General features: G+C 37.1%; 11 protein-coding genes and 1 tRNA gene. 7 read left to right on the forward strand and 5 right to left on the reverse strand.

Annotation, left to right across the window (positions count from 1 at the left end):
* Positions 1-26: 26 nt before the first annotated feature.
* The 4 genes from B6A10_RS01665 (at position 27) to B6A10_RS01680 (ending at position 6,551) form a co-directional block, all read left to right on the forward strand.
* Positions 27-3,359 (forward strand): alpha-amylase family glycosyl hydrolase, encoded by a 3,333-nt coding sequence (locus B6A10_RS01665; RefSeq protein ID WP_188219462.1) that lies wholly within the window; start codon positions 27-29, stop codon positions 3,357-3,359.
* Between the two features lie 2 nt (positions 3,360-3,361).
* Positions 3,362-4,057 (forward strand): glycoside hydrolase family 78 protein, encoded by a 696-nt coding sequence (locus tag B6A10_RS01670; RefSeq protein WP_188219463.1) that lies wholly within the window; start codon positions 3,362-3,364, stop codon positions 4,055-4,057.
* A gap of 1 nt (position 4,058) precedes the next feature.
* The gene (locus B6A10_RS01675; RefSeq protein ID WP_188219464.1) at positions 4,059-5,927 is read left to right on the forward strand and encodes a glycoside hydrolase family 13 protein; all 1,869 of its coding nucleotides are present in this window, start codon (positions 4,059-4,061) and stop codon (positions 5,925-5,927) included.
* Between the two features lie 141 nt (positions 5,928-6,068).
* On the forward strand, positions 6,069-6,551 hold the full coding sequence (locus B6A10_RS01680; RefSeq protein WP_188219465.1) for a hypothetical protein: 483 nt from the start codon (positions 6,069-6,071) through the stop codon (positions 6,549-6,551).
* A gap of 57 nt (positions 6,552-6,608) precedes the next feature.
* Here the strand turns inward: B6A10_RS01680 and B6A10_RS01685 are convergent.
* Positions 6,609-6,682 (reverse strand) — tRNA-Ala (locus B6A10_RS01685).
* A 120-nt stretch (positions 6,683-6,802) separates the two neighbouring features.
* Between B6A10_RS01685 and B6A10_RS01690 the strand changes: the two genes are divergently transcribed.
* The 3 genes from B6A10_RS01690 (at position 6,803) to B6A10_RS01700 (ending at position 8,920) form a co-directional block, all read left to right on the forward strand.
* The gene (locus B6A10_RS01690) at positions 6,803-7,576 is read left to right on the forward strand and encodes an enoyl-CoA hydratase/isomerase family protein (protein ID WP_188219466.1); all 774 of its coding nucleotides are present in this window, start codon (positions 6,803-6,805) and stop codon (positions 7,574-7,576) included.
* A 47-nt stretch (positions 7,577-7,623) separates the two neighbouring features.
* Entirely contained in the window at positions 7,624-8,076 is a 453-nt protein-coding gene (locus B6A10_RS01695; RefSeq protein ID WP_026715384.1) for a 6-pyruvoyl trahydropterin synthase family protein, read from the forward strand.
* A 100-nt stretch (positions 8,077-8,176) separates the two neighbouring features.
* Positions 8,177-8,920, forward strand: coding sequence for a UDP-2,3-diacylglucosamine diphosphatase (locus tag B6A10_RS01700; protein ID WP_188219467.1), 744 nt, complete (start codon positions 8,177-8,179; stop codon positions 8,918-8,920).
* Here B6A10_RS01700 and B6A10_RS01705 read toward each other — a convergent pair.
* The 4 genes from B6A10_RS01705 to recJ form a co-directional block, all read right to left on the reverse strand.
* Complete coding sequence (locus B6A10_RS01705; protein WP_026715386.1) at positions 8,917-9,273, reverse strand: hypothetical protein; 357 nt, start codon at positions 9,271-9,273, stop codon at positions 8,917-8,919. The genes B6A10_RS01700 and B6A10_RS01705 overlap by 4 nt on opposite strands.
* A gap of 73 nt (positions 9,274-9,346) precedes the next feature.
* Positions 9,347-10,387: a glycosyltransferase family 9 protein gene (locus B6A10_RS01710; protein WP_188219468.1), complete on the reverse strand. Its 1,041-nt coding sequence runs from the start codon at positions 10,385-10,387 to the stop codon at positions 9,347-9,349.
* Between the two features lie 120 nt (positions 10,388-10,507).
* Positions 10,508-11,791 carry an MFS transporter gene (locus B6A10_RS01715; protein WP_188219469.1) on the reverse strand — a complete coding sequence of 428 codons (1,284 nt, stop codon included), beginning with the start codon at positions 11,789-11,791 and terminating at the stop codon, positions 10,508-10,510.
* Positions 11,791-13,479 carry a single-stranded-DNA-specific exonuclease RecJ gene (gene recJ / locus B6A10_RS01720; protein ID WP_188219470.1) on the reverse strand — a complete coding sequence of 563 codons (1,689 nt, stop codon included), beginning with the start codon at positions 13,477-13,479 and terminating at the stop codon, positions 11,791-11,793. Before recJ ends, B6A10_RS01715 begins: the two co-directional genes overlap by 1 nt.
* Between the last annotated feature and the right edge of the window lie 33 nt (positions 13,480-13,512).

Raw genomic sequence — 13,512 nt, forward strand, 5'->3', positions numbered from 1 at the left:
AAGTTAACTAAACAAACAACGAGATTATGAAAAAAAATGTACTATTAATATTCTTATTGATGGCAATAACTGCTTTTGCTCAGAAGCAAACCGTTAGTTATTCAATAAATCCGCTAACTTTTGAAGAGACAACTTCTATTACTATTTCAATTGCGGGTACAAGTATTAATGAAAGTACTTGGGGAGTTACAGGCAATGCATTATATCTATGGGCATGGTCTTATGATGTAAATGATGCAACTCAAATGGATGCTCCTTCTAACGGTTCCTGGACTTCTTCGAATGAAGCTAGTAGATTTACATATAATGCAGGAACGGATACTTACACAAAAACATTTACACCATCAGTATATTTTAATAGAAACGGAATTGGCAGAATAGGGTTTTTAATTAAAGCAAAAGACGGAACCGGGTCCAAACAATCTCAGGATATCGCTGTTGAGGTTGGGGCTTTCCAAGTTACTTTGAGTTCCCCGGCAGAAAATAGTACAACGATAATTGCTTCGGGAGCCAATTTTAGTATTTCAGCGAGCAATTCAGGAGGAAATGCCAGCTATGTTTTGAAAGCCAATGGCTCAACAATTAATACCAATTCTAGTACAGACAGCTATTCTTATACGCATTCGGCAATTTCGAGTAATCAAAATTATGAGTTGGTGGTTACGCAAGGAGCAACTGTAATTAGCAAAAAGTTTGCTGTGGTGGTAAATCCAAATACAATTTCCGAGGCAATGCCATCAGGTTTAGAAGATGGAATTAATTATAATGTTGCAGATGCGACAAAAGCAACGCTGGTTTTGGATGCGCCGGGGAAAGATTTTGTCTATGTTGCTGGAAGTTTCAACAATTGGCAGCCAACTTCAAATTATGCCATGAAAAAAGATCCAGCAACAGGTAAATTTTGGTTGGAATTAAGTGGTTTGACCTCTGGAACTAATTATTCTTATCAATATTGGGTTGTCGATCAAACGCCTTTGGCAAATTCGCCAATTTTAGTCAAAATTGCCGACCCTTATTCTACTTTGGTGCTTTCTCCTTATGATGATTCTGGGATTCCTTCAACTACTTATCCCAATTTGCCTGCCTATCCAGCCGGACAAAATTTTGAAGTAACGGTCTTAAAAACTGGTCAAACTGCCTATAATTGGCAAGTGACCAATTTTTCCAAACCAGAAAAAGAAAAACTAGTGGTTTACGAAGTTTTAGTCCGTGATTTTGATGCGCATCGCAATTTTCAGGATTTGATTAATCGAATGGATCATTTCAAGAAATTAAAAATAAACGCAATTCAGTTAATGCCGGTGATGGAATTTGAAGGCAATGAAAGCTGGGGTTACAATACTTCATTTCATTTGGCTTTGGATAAATTTTATGGAACTTCGGATAAGTTCAAAGAGCTGATTGATTTGTGTCATCAGAACGGAATTGCAGTCATTCTGGATGTGGCGCTCAACCATGCTTTTGGTCGAAACCCAATGGTTCGCATGTGGATGAACGATCCTGACGGAGATGGTTTTGGTTCTCCAACTACCGAGAATCCTTATTTTAATACAGAGGCTAAACACAGTTACAATGTAGGAGAAGATTTTAATCATCAACAAGCCCGAACTCAATATTATGTAAAAAGAGTCATCAAACAATGGATTCAGGAATACCACATTGACGGTTTTCGATGGGATTTGACCAAAGGATTTACGCAAAACTGTACGGCTGCTGACGAAAGTTGTACCAATGGATATCAACAGGATCGCGTGGATGTATTGAAATCCTATGCCGATTATTCTTGGGGTTTAGACCCAACACATTATACTATTTTTGAACATCTGGGCACCGATACCGAAGAACAGCAATGGGCCAATTATCGAATTGCCGAGTCGCCTAGCAAGGGAATTATGTTGTGGGGAAAAATGACCAATGAGTACAACGAACTTTCGATGGGTTATACAGCCAATATTGCCAGAATGAACAGCGCTAATAGAGGTTTTACTAAAAACAGATTGATGGGCTATGCCGAAAGTCATGACGAAGAACGCCTGATGTATAAAAATTTACAATATGGAAATGCTGCCAACGCTACTCATAATGTCAAAAATCTCAATACGGCTTTGTCCAGAATGTCGGCTATTGGAGCGGTTTCTTTGTTGGTTCCGGGACCAAAGATGATTTGGCATTTTGGAGAATTGGGTTATGAAAATTCTATTTTTAGTTGTACTGATGGAACCGTAAATACTTCATCGGATGCTACAGCTGGTGATTGTAAATTGGCTACCAAACAGCAACCGCAATGGGTAAATAATTGGTTAGCCAATGACAATCGTTATAAAATTTATTCCGATTGGGCTCGAATGATAAAACTTAAAACCGAAGAGGCAGTTTTTTCTGGTACAGTTACCATGGCTAATAGTAGTTCGTTGACCAAAACCATAAAAATAAGTGATGCTAATCTACCTTCAACCAGCTTAAAAGATGTGCTTATTTTGGCCAATTTTGATGTAACTAGCCAAAATGTTGCAACAGGATTTCCATACACTGGCGAATGGTATAATTTGATGGATAATTCGGTTTGGAATGTGACTAATGTCAATGAGCCGATTGCCATTCCTGCGGGACAATTTCGAATTTACGGAAATAAAGCAGCCTTTGCTGCCGATGTCCCTTTTGCTTTACCTTCGGATAATTTTACTATCGAATCCAAATCTGAAACCTGCGCCAATAAGAAAAACGGACAAATTTCGATCAATGCAATTCAGTCTTATAATTATGTAGTCAAAATCAATAATGTCAATTATAATTTTGTGAACAATAGTTTGACGGTTTCTGATTTAGCACCTGGAACTTACCCGGTTTGTATTACTATTCCCGGCAAAATTTTCGAACAATGCTTTTTCATTACAATCGGTTCGGGTGGGACTTTAGTTGGAAAATCTACGCTTACTTCGAATAAAATAGCAGTTGAAATAGCCGAGGGAACAGCACCTTATCAGGTTGTTTTGAATGGAATAACTCAATTTGAGACCAATTCCATTTCTTTTTCAATTGATGTTCAAAAAGGCGATGTATTGGAAGTGAAATCGGCTGTGCCTTGCGAGGGAATTTATACCCAAAATATTTCTGCAAATAGTGATACGGTGCTGGCTTATCCAAATCCGGTTCAGGATGTAATGACGCTTTTGGTTCCAACTTTCAAAAATGAAGTTCATATTGCTTTGTACACGGCAAACGGGCAATTAATTTCTAAAGATACGTATGCGGTTGTGGATCAAAAAGTGAAATTGTCTCTGGGAAAATTAGCCTCAGCTGTTTATTTCGCAAAAATTGATTTAGAAAATCCGGTTAGTTTAACGATTATAAAACAATAAAGATGAGAAAGATTGTTGCTTTATTTTTAATAATATCATTTTTGAATTCCTGTGGTGGCGGTGATTCGTCATTCGAATCGGAAACTGGAAATACGGCGCCCACAGCTCCTTCGTTGGTAACACCTGCTAATAACACTTTGTGTATCAATAATGCGGTGAGTTTGGAATGGAATCCTGCCACGGATGCCGAGAATAATCCGATTACTTATCAAATTCAAATCGCTACCGATAATCAGTTTAGCCAAATTGTAAAAACAGCCGAAGGCACTGCTAGTTACCAAAGTTTTACCCTCAATAAAGGAACGGCTTATTATTGGCGGGTGAAAGCTATTGACAGTAAGAATGCGTCCAGTACCTACTCTAATACCTTTAGTTTTTATACCGAAGGAGAGGCAGTGGCCAATCACGCGCCTTTTTTACCTCAATTGGTACAGCCTGAAATCAATTCGCTTATCAGTGCAACGAGCGTTACCTTAAAATGGTTGGCTTCAGATGTAGATGCTAGTGATGTGCTTACTTATGATGTCTATTGCGGAACGACAGCTAATCCAACTACCAAGGTAGGAACCAATTTGACTGTAACTTCTTTGCAAATTAATGATTTACAGCTTGTAACAAATTATTACTGGAAAGTGGTGGTTAAGGATAATAAGGGCGGAGAAACAATTGGGCAAATTTGGAATTTTAAGACGAATTAGTATGATGAATTTATTTATAAAAAGTAAAAAACTATTGAGGATAAGTCTTTTTTTAGTGTGTTTTCTTTCGATAAAATGTTGGTCACAAATCCAAAAAACCGAGCCGCCTTTTTGGTATGCAGGCATGCACAATCCGGAACTCCAAATTTTATTTTATGGCAAAAATATAGCTGAAAATGAAGTTTCGGTTTCAAATGGAATTCCAATTAAATCCATCCAAAAAACGGAGAATCCTAATTATGTTTTTGTCACTATTGATACCAAAGACCTGACTTCACAAGAGCTGCTTTTTACATTTTTCAAAAATAAAAAAGTGGTTTTCACTCAAAAGTATGCCTTGAAAGAGCGAAAAGCTAATTCTGCTTCACGCAAAAGTTATGATGCTTCGGATATGATTTATTTGATTATGCCTGATCGTTTTGCTAATGGGAATCCGAAAAATGACAATCAAAAAGCTATGCTTGAAAAGGCTGACAGGGATAATCCGTCCGGCAGACATGGTGGCGATATTGAAGGGATTATTCAAAATTTAGATTACATTAAGGAGTTGGGCGCAACGGCGCTATGGGCCACTCCGCTTTGTGAAGATGACGATGCCCAAGGTTCCTATCATGGTTACGGACAATCGGATGTGTATCGAATAGACCCGCGATACGGAACGAATGAGGATTATCTAAAATTGTCATCCGAATTGCACCAAAGAGACATGAAACTCATCATGGATTATGTGACCAATCATTGGGGAGCCGCACACTGGATGATGAATGATTTGCCAACTTATGATTGGCTACATCAATTTCCGGGTTATGCGCAAACTAATTACCGCATGACGACTCAATTTGATACCAATGCTTCTAAAATAGATGCAAAATTATGTGCCGATGGCTGGTTTGTACAATCGATGCCCGATTTGAATCAATCGAATCCTTTGGTGTTGAATTATTTGATTCAAAATGCTATTTGGTGGATTGAATATGCCGATTTGGATGGATTTCGCGTAGATACCTATTCTTATAATGACAAAAAAGGAATTGCCAAATGGACCAAAGCCATCACCGATGAATACCCGAATTTTAATATTGTAGGTGAAGTTTGGATGCAGGATCAGGCGCAAATGGCTTATTGGCAAAAGGACAGTAAAATTGGAGCGATACAAAATTTTAATTCTCATTTACCAAGTGTGATGGATTTTACGCTGATGGATGCTTTGGCTGTGGTATTCAATCAAAATCAATCCGAATGGGATAAGGGACTTTTAAGAATATACAACAATTTCACTAATGATTTTTTGTATCCAAACAGTAATAATCTTTTGACTTTCGTTGAAAATCATGACACCAATCGTTTTAACGAAGTTTATCAAAAGGACTTCAAAAAGTACCAAATGGCAATGTCTATTTTGGCAACAGTGCGTGGTATTCCACAATTGTATTATGGTTCCGAAATTGGTATGGCCGGAAATAAAAGTGAAGGCGATGGCGCAATCCGACAGGATTTTCCGGGAGGTTGGCAGGGAGATTCTAATAATGCCTTTTCAAAAACTGGCAGAACTGTTGAACAACAACAATTTTTTGATTTTACCTCTAAATTGTTCCAATGGAGAAAATCGAATGACGCCGTGCATTTTGGAAAAATGACGCACTATGTTCCGGAAAACAATGTCTATGTTTACTTTAGATTTACCGATACCAAAACAGTAATGGTGGTGGTGAATAATGGTTTGACTTCTGGTAAAATAAATCCAAAACGTTTTCAGGAGAATATTAAGAATTTTAAAATTGGGAAAGATGTTTTGACCGGAAAGCAATTCGAATTAAGCAGTTTTTTTGAGGTAGAGAAACAATCGGCTTTAATTTTCGAACTACAATAATAATGATGAAAAGTTTGGCCGGAAGTTAGTACTATTTTGATTTTTAGTTGAAATAATTGGAAATATATGGGTTAATAATTGGAGTTTGTTCGTAAATTAGCTTTAGCTATTATCGCAATTATTAATTTAAAATATACTATTATGAGAATTCTAAGTTGGATTTGTTTTTTATTCGTTTGCATTGGTTTTGGAAGTTGTAAACAAGATCCTGAAAAAAAAGCGGAGAAGGAAGCTAAATTAAAACCTGATGTGGTGGTAAGTACGGCATGCTATATGGCATTATACGAAAATGATACTATCGATTTAAAAATAAATACCTTAGAAAGCGGGAAAGTTTCTGGTGATATGGTCATGAAGATTGACAAAATGCCAAATAAAATTGGAGAGATTTTCGGTGATTTTCATGGCGACACTTTATTGGTTAGCTACACATTTATAGATGCAGGAAATGACAAAGTAACTTATAAAAATCCGTTGGCTTTCTTAAAAAAAGAAGGTCAGTTGATTCTTGGTAACGGAAAAATGGAGACGACAATGGGAGCTACTTACTTTGTGAAAGGAGAACCTATAGATTTTGAAAATGTAAAATATAAATTTTCAACAGTTGACTGTCCTGAAAAATAAGTGCATGTTTTTATAAAAAACGAAAGGCTGTAAATGTTAGTTTACAGCCTTTTTTTGTGGAGAATACCGGATTCGAACCGGTCGCCTCTACGCTGCCAGCGTAGCGCTCTAGCCAAATGAGCTAATCCCCCGTATGGATTGAATTTCAAAATGCGAGGCAAATATAGTATTTTATCTTATTCAAAAAACAACTTTTGAAAAAACTATTGTTTTTATCGAATATTTTTAACTTTACCTAAAAACTATTCAAAATGAATACGCAGGAAACTAAAGGTTCTTTACTTACTATTATCGAAAATAAAATTGCTACGGTTGAGTTTGGACATCCGGCGAGTAACTCTTTTCCAAGATCCTTGTTGGATTCATTAACAACGGAAATCAATTCTTTAAGTGCCAATGACGATGTGGCTATAATTATTTTGAAAAGTAAAGGTGCGGCTGCTTTTTGTGCCGGTGCTTCTTTTGACGAGCTTCTGGCTGTTTCAAATGAGCAGGAAGGAATGGAATTTTTCTCCGGTTTTGCACATTTAATCAATGCCATGCGTCAATGTTCCAAGCTCATTATTGGTCGTGTTCACGGAAAAGCAGTTGGAGGAGGAGTAGGTATTGCAGCAGCCTGTGATTATGTTTTTGCGACAGATAATGCTGCGGTTAAATTATCGGAATTAGCGATTGGAATCGGCCCTTTTGTGATTGAACCTGCTGTTAGCAGAAAAATGGGTACAACCGCCATGACCGAAATGACTTTAAACGCACACCAATGGAAATCGGCTGCATGGGCGCAGGGAAAAGGGTTGTATGCCGAAGTTTTTGAAAATTCCGAATTATTGGATGCGGCTATTGCTGATTTTAGTGCGAAACTGACTTCTTATAGTTTGGCTTCTTTGTCAGCTATGAAAAAAGTTTTCTGGGAAGGAACCGGGCACTGGAATGCTTTGTTGTTAGAACGCGCTGCGATTTCCGGACAATTGGTTTTGTCCGATTTTACTAAAAAAGCTCTGGAACAGTTTAAAAAGGGGAAATAGCTATTTCTCGTAGCAATTCCTTAAATTTGCGTCAAAATAAATCTACGATGAGTAAAATCAGAATTACCAAACAATTTAGTTTCGAAACCGGTCATGCTTTGTACGGCTATGATGGAAAATGTAAAAATGTACATGGTCATAGTTATAAATTGTCCGTAACGGTTATTGGAAAACCGATAAAGAATCGTAATGATGTGAAATTCGGAATGGTAATCGATTTTGGCGATTTGAAAAAAATCGTAAAAGAAGAAGTGGTAGATCAGTTTGATCATGCAACAGTTTTTAACGAAACAACACCTCATGTTGAATTGGCAGCAGAATTAAAAAATCGAGGACACCACGTTATTTTAGTAGATTACCAGCCTACGAGTGAGAATATGGTTATTGATTTTGCCCAAAGAATTAGCGGCAGATTACCTGAAGGAATTGAATTGTTTTCGCTGAAATTACAGGAAACCGATTCTTCTTTTGCCGAATGGTTTGCCAGTGATAATCTCTAAAAGATATAAGTTAAGAGTTAGACGTTGAATAGAATTTCTAATGTATAAACTCATAACCCATCCCGATAGCTATCGGGACCCATAACTCAGAACTTCTTCTATGAAAAAAGTATATTTTGCTTCCGATCAGCATTTTGGAGCGCCAACAGCCGAATTGAGTTTTCCCAGAGAACAAAAATTTGTGGCCTGGCTTGACGAAGTGAAACAAGATGCTGAGGCAATTTTTCTTTTGGGTGATTTATTCGATTTCTGGTTCGAATACAAAACGGTTGTTCCTAAAGGTTTTGTGCGTGTTTTAGGCAAATTGGCCGAAATTCGAGACAGCGGAATTCCGATTTATTTCTTCGTTGGGAATCACGATTTGTGGATGGATGATTATTTTGAAAAAGAATTGAATATTCCTGTTTTTCACGATAATCAGGAGTTTACTTTTAACGGAAAGACTTTTTTAATTGGTCACGGAGACGGAAAAGGCCCGGGAGATAAAGGTTACAAACGCATGAAAAAAGTGTTTACGAATCCTTTTTCGAAATGGCTTTTCAGATGGTTGCATCCGGATATTGGTGTCCGTTTGGCGCAATATCTATCTGTGAAAAACAAATTGATTTCCGGAGAATCGGATGTGAAATTTTTAGGAGAAGACAAAGAATGGCTGATTTTGTATGCCAAACGAAAATTAGAAACCAAGCATTATAACTTCCTGGTTTTTGGTCACCGTCATTTGCCGATGATTCATCCTGTGGGTGAAAATGCCGATTATGTTAATCTTGGCGATTGGATTTCGTATTTTACCTATGGTGTTTTTGATGGAGAAAATTTTGTAATTAAAACTTTCGAAAACTAGTTTTTTCCTTCCCCGTATAAATAGATTTCCAAATCAATTTTGAACAAAGTTCCGTAAACCAAATCTTTTATATCTCGTAATTCGTTCATAGTAACTGATAAATCGAGGGGAAATAAAGGCGTTTTTAATAAAAACTTACAGTTAGAATTTTTTAGTTCACAGGCCGCACAACAACTGTTTTTAGCAATACTTTCGTCAATTAAATAATTAAAATCCTTAAGTTCGGCGTAGGAAAAAAACAAACCGATTTCCTTAAAGATTAGTTGAATTCGGCCGGGAATGATTCCTTCTTCTTTTTCCCAATAAAACGCAATTCCTGTGCTGTTAAGGTATATTTGATGTATTTGTTCCATGATTTTTAAAGTATGAAACAAATATAATCATTATTTAAATTTGTTCTAAATAAAAATAATTAAAAATCCTGATTTAGTTAAGGCGCTTTTTTATGATTTCAATCATAGTTTCTAAATCGGTAACATTGGTATCGATGGCGATATTGTTGTTTCCATAAGGCTCATATTTTTCAGGAACTGTTACCGAAAATAATCCTACAACAGGAATTTGCGAAGCGCAGGCAAGATGCATAATTCCGCTGTCGGCACCAATGAAAACTTCGGTGTTGGCTATAAAAGCTGCAATTTCTCTAACGTCTTTACTGTAAAACGAAGGTGCTTTGAAGTTAATTTGCGAAACATTTTCCACAGGCAAAACTTCCACAATATTGTATTCCGGAAAATTGTGTACTAATTTTTCATAAAAAACATCCCACCATTCCTTGCAGTAGCATTTGGCAGCTGTAGCAAAAGTAAAAATGGCGATGGTTTTTTTATCATTTGGAACAATTTGATTCAGAATTTTTTTAGCATCCTGAATTTCCTGCTCGCTGAGTTTGATGTCAATAGTTGGGATTTCCTTTTGCTGATTTGAAAAACCAAGTTGGTTTAAATAATGGCGAAATTCAAAAATTGGATATTTGGCCATGTGTTTATAATCAGGATGATTGGCAACAATTTCTAGGTTGAGTTCGCCAAAAAATTTAAAATCGGCATTTGCCAATTGAGTTGACATACGTCCTGAAGAAGAACCGCCATCGATATTGATGACTAAGTCGTATTTTTTTTGTTTGATTTTAAACCAAACTTTAATGTATTTGAGGAGTTCTTTAAACGGTTTTTTTGGCAAAACAATAAAGTTTTCAACCGAAGGATAATTTTTAAAAACGATAGGGCCTAAGCCTCCTTTTATAAAAATATCAATTTTACAATCCGGGAAAGCATGGTTGATTTCCTGAACTAAAGGCGTGATAAGGAGTAAATTACCCAAACGGTGGTTAGGACGGCAGATTAACACGTTTTTAAGTTCTATTTTGGAATCAGGATTTTGTCCCAGTTTTGTTGTTCCAATATTCTTTGTTAAGCTGCGCGTAATTTTTCTTCTTACTGCATTAATTTTTGTTTTGAAGCTCATGTTTTCGTTTAAAAAGCTATGAAAGTAGTTTAAACGAAAAATACTTAGATTAAATTATTGTTAAGAATGTGTTTTTTTAACAATAATTAGTCTTTTTTAGGAAATTTCTATGGTTATTTTTTAATTTTTCTTCTCGTGTTCTTCAATATCTTTTGTTAAATCCAGTTTTCTAAAAGAAGGTGAAATAATTCCTGTGGTTAAAACCACTAAAAGTGTCATACTTCCTCCAAAGACGACTGCGGTAACGGTCCCCATTAATCGGGCGGTCAAGCCGCTTTCAAAAGCGCCTAACTCATTGGAAGAACCTACGAACATGGAGTTTACCGAAGAAACTCTTCCGCGCATATTATCCGGAGTTTTGATTTGCAAAATAGTTTGACGAATGACCACAGAAATTCCGTCAAAAACACCACTAAAGAATAAGGCTAAAAGGGAAACCCAAAACAGGGTAGAAAGTCCAAAAATTATGATACAAACACCAAATCCAAAAATGGCGGTCAGCAATTTCATTCCTGCATTTTTACTCAAAGGGACATAGGCAGTAACAAGCATCGTTAAAAAAGCACCCACAGCCGGAGCGGCTCTCAGGAAACCAAATCCTTCCGGACCTACTTTCAAAATATCCTGAGCAAAAATAGGTAATAAAGCAACAGCTCCGCCAAAAAGAACGGCAACCATATCAAGGGTAATCGCTCCTAAAACCGTTTTATTGTTAAAGACAAATTTGATTCCTTCGGCTAAACTTTGCATTACCGGTTCGCCAATTTTAGGATTTAAAATTGGTTTTTCGCTAATTTGGGATAAAGCCAATAATGCCATTACCGAACAGCTAAAAACCAGACATAAAGACCAATGCACTCCCATAAGTGTAATTGAAAAACCGGCTACGGCGGGTCCTACTACTGAACCAATTTGCCAAACCGTACTACTCCAGGTTGCGGCATTCGGGTATACTTTTTTAGGAACAATTAAGGAAAGTAAGGAAAAAATAGTAGGACCTAAAAAAGCTCTGACTAATCCACCTAAAAATACCAGAAAATAGATGAGGTATAATATAACTTGATTCGAAATTCCTCCTACAACAGCCGGCCAGGTTAAAAGAAACAGTCCAAAACTGATTATCGAGAAAGCAAAAATACATTTCATCAGCAAACCTTTTTTTTCTTTTTGATCTACAATATGTCCGGCAAATAAGGCTAATGAAACCGCAGGGATTACTTCCATTAATCCGATGATTCCCAGTGAAAGCGCATCTTTAGTAATGCTGTACACTTCCCATTCTATCACAATAAATTGCATGGACCAGGCAAAAACCATCGCAAAACGAAGGAATAAAAAGGTGTTGAATTCTTTGTAACGCAAGGCTGCGTAAGGGTCTTTTTTATCTATTTTTTTTGAAGTCATTATTGAATACTTTTTAATCGTAATTGAATGGAAGTTTTACCGTTCCATTCGTTTTCATCAATGCAATAAGCTGCCTGAAATGGTTTTTGATTGGTGGTCAAATCAATTTTATTTCCTAAACCAAAACCAATAGCTGCAATTCCTTCGGATTGATTTTGTTTCACGAAAAGTTTTAAATGTTCCTCCTCAGCTCCGAGTTTTTTGGCATAACCGGTATCGATAACATTTTTTGTCACAAAAACAGGTGTCATATTCATAGGGCCAAAAGGCTCGAATTGTTTTAAAATCCGGCAAAGTTTAGGTGTGATATCCGAAAAATTAATCTCAGCATCAATTTCAACCTCAGGAATAAGCTGCTCCGGATGAATGGTTTTTTGAACCTGTAATTCAAAAGCTTCTTTAAAAGCAGCATAGTTTTCTTCTTTTAAAGTCATTCCGGCAGCATACATGTGTCCGCCAAATTGCTCCAAATGTTCCGAACAGGCTTCCAGTGCATTATAGACATCAAATCCTTTAACCGAACGGGCAGAAGCAGCATATTTATCACCACTTTTGGTAAAAACCAGCGTCGGGCGATAATAGGTTTCAATTAATCGGGAAGCTACAATCCCGATAACACCTTTGTGCCAGTCTTCCTGATAAACAACCGTAGTGTATCTATTTTGCTCCTGATTTCTTTCAATTTGTTCGAAAGCTTCTTTAGTGATTTGTTTGTCTAAATCTTTACGGTCAGCATTGTATTGTTCGATTTCAGAAGCAAACTGTTGCGCTTGTTCGAAGTCAAATTCGCTGAGTAATTTCACTGCCTGATTTCCGTGTTTGATGCGTCCGGCAGCATTAATTCGCGGAGCAATGATAAAAACCACATCGGTAATGTCTAATTTTTGCTTTTTGATTTGGTGTACCAAAGCTTTAATTCCCGGTCTGGGATTGTTGTTGATGACCTGCAAACCAAAATACGCCAATACCCGGTTTTCTCCGGTTATCGGGACAATATCAGCGGCAATGGCGGTAGCAACCAAATCGAGATAAGGAACTAAATCTTCAATCGTCTGATTTCGGTTTGTACCTATCGCCTGAATGAGTTTAAAACCAATTCCGCAGCCGCACAATTCATCATAAGGATAATTACAATCGTTTCTTTTAGGATCCAGAACCGCAGCTGCTTCGGGCAAAGAATCTCCCGGGCGGTGGTGGTCGCAAATAATAAAATCAATGTTTCGTTCTTTGGCGTAGGCCACATGATCAATCGATTTGATGCCACAATCCAGCGCAATGATTAATGAAAATTCGTTATCATCAGCATAGTCAATCCCTTTGAAAGAAACGCCATAACCTTCGGTATAGCGATCCGGAATGTAAGTGGCCACATTGGGATAAAAACTGCTTAAATAAGAAGCAACCAAAGAAACTGCCGTGGTACCGTCAACATCATAATCGCCAAAAATAAGAATGCGTTCGTCGTTTTCGATAGCTTTTTCAATTCGGGCAATGGCTTTGTCCATATCTTTCATCAGATAAGGATCGTGCAAATGCTCTAAAGAAGGGCGAAAAAAGTTTTTGGCCTGTTCGAAAGTTTCAATGCCGCGCTGCACCAACAATTGGGCTACAAATTCTTCTACATTTAAGGCCTGCGCCAAATGTTTGATTTTGTCTTCCGAAGGTTTGGGTTTCAGTGTCCAGCGCATTTTTTTCGATTTTTGAATGTTGATTAACGATTT

Source organism: Flavobacterium pokkalii (assembly GCF_014596575.1).
In the GTDB taxonomy this organism is placed as follows: Bacteria; Bacteroidota; Bacteroidia; order Flavobacteriales; family Flavobacteriaceae; genus Flavobacterium; species Flavobacterium pokkalii.